This window comes from Marinobacter sp. UBA2498 (genome assembly GCF_002341575.1).
In the GTDB taxonomy this organism is placed as follows: Bacteria; Pseudomonadota; Gammaproteobacteria; order Pseudomonadales; family Oleiphilaceae; genus Marinobacter; species Marinobacter manganoxydans.
Genome location: NZ_DDOI01000116.1, coordinates 20,523 through 26,576, shown reverse-complemented (window position 1 = coordinate 26,576; position 6,054 = coordinate 20,523). Strand labels below are relative to the sequence as shown.

The window sequence follows — 6,054 nt, the reverse complement described above, 5'->3', positions numbered from 1 at the left end:
GTGTGGAAAGGAATTCCACGCTCAGGATAGACAAGGTTGCGTGGCTTTATGCGACGCTACAACCAGATGATCCAGCCGTGACGGAGTCCATGGACTTGCCAAAGATATTTGCTGCTTTCAAAAGCGCATCCGCCGGGATTGTTTTCTTCCTCGGCACTGCCCTGATACTGACCGGATGCTCACAGCCCAGCACTCTCCAGGAAATCCGTGATGAGGGGGTGCTGCATGTGATCACCCGGACGGCGCCATCTATCTATGTGGAAAGTGAAGACGGCCGCACCGGCTATGATTACGAACTGGCAAAACTGTTCGCCGAGGAACTCGGCGTGAAGCTCCGGGTCCGCGTTGCCGATAACAACACAGAAATCTTGTCCGTTCTGGAAAAGAACTACGCCCACTTCGGGATGCTCGGGCTGTCCAGGCAACCCCATACTGCCAATCAGTATCGCACCGTAGCAACCGGCATCACCGCCCAGTCGATCCTGGTTTATAACCGCGATGTCGAGCGGCCCGAATCATTGCAAGACCTGATCGGGAAAACGGTGCACGTGGTATCCGACAGCAACCATGAGCACCGCCTCAATGAAGCCCGCCAGGAAAACGCAGAGCTTGAATGGCAGGTGCATCCCGGACTGGACGCCGCGGGCGTTCTGTCTCGCGTTGAAAGCGGCGAATTCCCCTACGCGATGGTTTCCTCGAACGAGCTCGACCTTAACCACGTATTCTACCCGATGGTGAAGGAGGCCTTTACCGTTGGAGAGCCCGGTGAACTGGCCTGGTTTTTCCCGTCAGCGCAGGATGATTCCCTGGCAAAAGCGGCCCGCCAGTTCCTGGAAAGTCTCGAGACCAACGGAACATTGGCCCAGATTTCCGAGCGCTTCTATGGCCACCTTGATCGACTGAATTACGTGGGTGCCCGAACCTTCATGCATCATGTGGAGAACCGGCTGCCCAAATACGAGTCGCTGTTTCGCGACTATGCCCGCGACTTCAACATGGACTGGCGACTGCTCGCAGCCATTGGTTACCAGGAGTCCCACTGGCGCCCCAATGCGGTATCGCCCACAGGGGTCCGTGGGCTGATGATGCTGACCAGGAACACTGCCAGCCATATCGGCATCAACAACCGCCTGGACGCCGAAGAAAGCATCCAGGGCGGCGCCAAGTATTTCCGGATCGTGCACGAAAAAATCCCGGAACGGATCCCGGAGCCAGACCGCACCTGGTTCGCCCTCGCCTCCTACAACGTGGGTTTCGGGCATCTGGAGGACGCCCGACGACTTACAGAAGGCGCGGGACGAGACCCTGACCGGTGGATGGACGTAAAGGAATTCCTGCCGTTACTGGCTGAGAAGGAATGGTATACCAAGACCCGCTTTGGCTATGCCCGGGGCCACGAACCGGTGATTTACGTTCAGAATATCCGGCGCTATTACGATGTCCTCGCCCGGCTCAACCAGCCGGGTATCCCGGCGACCGAAGCAGAGGAACAGATCGTACAGATGGAGGAAAACCGGGCGCCGGAAGGCCCATCAGGCGAGCTGCAAACGGACGGAAAGCTCAGGGCCGGCCTGCCCGCAGAACTGGGCATGATACCGCCGACCCTTTGAAGAATCCGACTTCCGCCGGCTATTCGCTACGAGCCTCGAGCGCGCGCTCCACCTGACTGGCGGAAAAGCCCCTACGATTCAGGAAACGCGCCTGCCGCACTTTTTCGTCCCAGTCCTCACTCAGATCCGCCAGGCCAAAACGTTTATCGCGGATACCGATAGCTCGCTGACACCAATCCTCCTCCGTCATCTCGGCAACACACTCCGGAGTCTTGTGAACCCCGCGCTGCTGAAGTTCGCCAAGAATCCGTAGCGGTCCGTAACCAAGGTCCATTCTTTGACGGGCGTAGACGTCAGCAAACCGATCATCGTCAAGCCAACCCTCTTTCTCGTAATCATCCAGAACAGCGTTAATAATGTCGCCCGGCAGCTTTCTTTGGCGGAGTTTCAGGCTTAACTCGAGGCGACTGTGCTCGCGCCTGGCAAGCAACCTGAGTGCCGTTGCCCGGGCCTTGTAATCCTGATCGTTGTCATTTTCCTGTTTTGCCATACAGACCCTTTCCGCACACGCATACAAAACGCTAGACTAGCCGCGAATTTTTCCTGCTGGCCAGCACCTCAGGCTGACCAGTCAAACTACCCGGTATCCCTGACCGGATGCCGACGGCCGGTGGCGGAACAACTTTGCCCGACACCGTGAACTGGTTTCAACACCCAAGGATACTCTTATGGCCGCGTTCATCCAGAAACTGTTCAAATCCCGCAAGACAACCGAGGCAACGCCAAATCAGCGGAAAGCCACCCAGCCAGAGCCTGTCGAACAGGAAGATACCCGGACTGACCGGAGGGAAGAACAGCTCAAAACACTGGAGAGCGCACCATCCCAGGATGTCCTGGCCAAGCTTGCCATTGAGGGCGTTACCGCGGATATCCGGCAGTCCGCTGCGGGCAGACTGACCGACGAAGCCAGCCTGCAGGACGTGCAGAAACAGGCCAAAGGCCGTGACAAAGGTGTCTACCAGATCGTTAAACTGGCACTTCAGCAGCGGCGCGAAGAACAGGCCCGGCTAGACAGCATCAGCCAGACCATCGCTACCCTTACCCGCCACGCGCAGGACCAGGCGAAAAGTGACGATACCAAGCTTTATGAGGCTCGGCTCGATGCCTTGCTGAAACAATGGACAGAGGTGGAAACACACGCCTCACCGGAACAGGCCCAGGCCTTTCTCGAAGCGGTTCACCTGTGCAAAGAGCGCATTGCAGCCCTGCAATCTGCGGCGGAAGATGAAAAGCGTCAGCGCGAGCAGAAGCTGCAACGTCAGGAAACCCTGGATCTGCTGACCCGCACACTGGACGAGCTCAAGTCTCAACCGCCTGAAACACTGCCCTCACTGGCGTCCCTGGATGCACTCCAGAAAACCCAGGAAAACCGCTGGCTGGAAGCAACCCGGGATACGGCAGTGGAGAAGCAGGAACAGAAAGCCTACGAAAACGCCATGCTGGCACTGCGCAATTACCTGAGTTCTGTCCGTCGGATTACCCAGGAACGGGAAACCATCGTCGAACTTGGCGCACTGCTCGAGCGCGCAGACGATGCCACCGACGAGCAGCGTGCCCAGGCAAAGACACTGGTTGCCGAGATCAACTGGCCGGAAGGCTATCCCATCCCGGCACTACTGGAGCCATTGCGGAAGCTGGCCGGCAAACGCAAGAAACCGGCAGAGCCCCGAGTTGACCAGGAGCAACAGAAAGCTCTGACGACTCGCCTCGAGGCCGAAATCAGGCAACTGGAGGAGGCTCTGGAGGCTAAACAGCTGAAAGAATCCAAACAGATCTTCAAAACGGCACAACAGCACTTCCGGGATCTGGACCAGCGCCACGCAAAACCCTATCAGGCGCGTATGCAGCTGCTTACCGGGCAATTGCGTGAACTCTCGGACTGGCAGGGCTTCGCCACGGAACCCAAGCAGATTGCCCTGTGCGAGCAAATGGAATACCTGGCAGAGCAGCCAATGGATCCGGAAGCAAAGGCCGAGCGAATCAAGGAGTTGCAGAATGAGTGGCGCGATCTCGGCGGCTCTTCAGATCGTTCGCTGTGGTCCCGGTTCAAAGCTGCCTCGGACAAGGCTTACGAGCCCTGCAAGGCCTACTTCTCTGCCAAGTCCGGCCTCAAACAGGCCAATCTGGAAAAACGTTCCGCCATTTGCGAGCAGCTCGAAAGCTTCCTGGACAATGCCGACTGGTCTTCCATCGACTGGAAAGCCGCGGAACGAATCCACCAGACCGCCCGCCAGGAGTGGAAAGAGGCCTGGCCAGTGGAATTCCGCGACAATCGGGCCGTTCAAAAGCGCTTCGATGAACTGCTCAAGAGGCTGGAAGCACCCCTGGACGAGGAACGGCGCAAGAACGAAGGCCTGAAACAGACGATCGTGGACAAGGCCCAGGCCCTGGTCGAACACGAGCCGCTTCAGGAGGCCATGAACCAGGCCAAGGCCCTCCAGGGAGACTGGCAAGCCATCGGAATCACCCGCCATCGGGAAGACCGCAAACTATGGCAGGCGTTCCGAAAGGCCTGTGACCAGATCTTTGCCCGCCGTGATGCCGAGCGCTCGGAACAGCAGCAGGCATCACGGGCCGCCGACGAGACGGCGCAAGCAGGCCTGAATCAGGTTTCAGGAATATCCCCGGAAAGTGACGAACAGGCAGTTACTGCGGCCCTGGCGACGCTCAAGGATATTGATGCCGCTACGCTCTCAAAAGGCGTCAGAGAACAGGTCCAGCAAGAAAAGCAGCGGCTGAGCAAGATTCTCTCGGCTCTGAGACTGCAGGCAAAAATGGCTTCCTGGCAGTCTCTGGTGATGGCGGCCACAGCGGGCCAGTCCCGCAGTGAATCAGCGCCTCAGCACTGGGCTGCGCTGGCCGAAACGTCAGACGCCAGCGATCCGGTCGAGCTGGTGATTCGCGCAGAAATCCTTTGCGGCGTGCCCTCCCCCGAAGCCGATCAGCAGCGCCGCATGGAAATCCAGGTTCAGCGCCTTGCCAATGGCATGGGTTCCGCCGACAACAGCACGGATCAAATGCAGGATGTAGAGAAACTGCTGGCAGCCTGGTGCCTGGGTGGCACTGGCAAAAACGCGGACACGGAGCTCGCTGAGCGAATGAACAGGGCTATCGCCAATCTGAACGAGGCCTGAGGCGCCCAGCGGTCTACTCCCGCTGATGTTCCCTGACGAATTCCCTGGCTTCCTTTACGGCGGCCAGGGATTTCTGTTTCATCCCCTTGAGTTCCTCGTCCGCCAAGTAAAACATCATATCGATTGAATGCCGGTAATACCGTGTGGGCAGTCGGTTGAGAGCCACGCACATAACATCGGTCAGATAGTCCGCTGTGTCAGACTCCTCCCGCGTTGCCTCGATGGCATCCACCACCAGCCGCTCGTAGAAATTGTCGATTGCATCTCGCAGAGACATGGCTTCCGCCTCCCGAATTCGTCTGCGGTTTCTAACACCATAGAAGCCAGCCCCCTCCTTGTCATGGTTCATGAGCAATTTCGCCAATGCGATTGGCAGCCCGCGTCATTACCCCCTGCAACCGCAACCGGCTATGGTTGTGTCATCGGTAAATCAAACCCGAAAACAATATGACCAGAGGACAAGCAATGACCACCGAGGCTTATATCTTCGATGCAGTCCGCACCCCCAGGGGGCGCGGAAAAAAAGACGGATCACTTCACAGCGTCAAACCCATCTCGCTGTTGACCACGGTGCTCCATGCGCTGCAGGAGAGGAACAGCCTGGATACCGCCCAGGTGGACGACATTGTGATGGGCTGCGTGACCGCCGTGGGTGACCAGGGTGCGGATATCGCCAAGACGGCAGCGCTGGCCGCTGACTGGGATGAAAAAGTGGCGGGCGTCACCCTGAACCGTTTCTGCGCCTCCGGATTGGAAGCCGTGAATCTGGCGGCCATGAAAGTTCGCTCTGGCTGGGAAGACATGGTGGTTGCCGGCGGCGTGGAGGCCATGTCCCGTGTGCCCATGGGCTCCGACGGCGGAGCCTGGGCCACAGATCCGGAAACCAATCTGCATACCGGTTTCATGCCCCAGGGCATCGGCGCAGACCTGATTGCCACCCTTGAGGGCTTCAGCCGTGAAGACGTTGATGGCTTTGCCGTGAAATCCCAGCAGAAAGCGGCCAATGCCTGGCAGAACGGCTACTTTGCGAAGTCCATCATTCCGATCACTGACCAGAATGGCGTGGTGATCCTTGATCGCGATGAGCATGTGCGTGGCAACACTTCCCTGGAAAGCCTTTCCGGCCTGAAACCCTCCTTCCAGATGATGGGCGAGATGGGCTTCGACGGTGTCGCCCGGGAGAAATACCACTACGTGGAGAAGATTAACCACGTTCATCATGCCGGCAACTCCTCAGGTATCGTCGACGGTGCCACCGCCATGCTCATCGGCAGTGAAGCCAAGGGCAAAGCCATGGGGCTGACGCCGCG

Annotated in this window: 5 protein-coding genes; 3 read left to right on the top strand and 2 right to left on the bottom strand. The window is 58.3% G+C overall.

Annotated elements, in window-relative coordinates:
* The first annotated feature begins 89 nt into the window (after positions 1–89).
* Positions 90–1,610 (top strand): membrane-bound lytic murein transglycosylase MltF, encoded by a 1,521-nt coding sequence (gene mltF, locus B2W52_RS16125; protein ID WP_008171468.1) that lies wholly within the window; start codon positions 90–92, stop codon positions 1,608–1,610.
* 19 nt (positions 1,611–1,629) lie between these two features.
* On the opposite strand, the gene B2W52_RS16120 is transcribed toward mltF, so the two are convergent.
* Complete coding sequence (locus tag B2W52_RS16120) at positions 1,630–2,100, bottom strand: regulatory protein RecX (protein ID WP_008171467.1); 471 nt, start codon at positions 2,098–2,100, stop codon at positions 1,630–1,632.
* A gap of 178 nt (positions 2,101–2,278) precedes the next feature.
* On the opposite strand from B2W52_RS16120, the gene B2W52_RS16115 reads away from it, so the two are divergent.
* A complete protein-coding gene (locus B2W52_RS16115; RefSeq protein WP_286803735.1) occupies positions 2,279–4,744 on the top strand; it encodes a DUF349 domain-containing protein in 2,466 nt (821 codons plus the stop codon).
* 13 nt (positions 4,745–4,757) lie between these two features.
* Here B2W52_RS16115 and B2W52_RS16110 read toward each other — a convergent pair whose 3' ends face one another.
* Positions 4,758–5,021: a late competence development ComFB family protein gene (locus B2W52_RS16110; protein ID WP_014576682.1), complete on the bottom strand. Its 264-nt coding sequence runs from the start codon at positions 5,019–5,021 to the stop codon at positions 4,758–4,760.
* A gap of 188 nt (positions 5,022–5,209) precedes the next feature.
* On the opposite strand from B2W52_RS16110, the gene B2W52_RS16105 reads away from it, so the two are divergent.
* Positions 5,210–6,054 (top strand): acetyl-CoA C-acyltransferase (locus B2W52_RS16105; protein ID WP_286803734.1); only part of this gene is annotated, 845 nt, incomplete at its 3' end.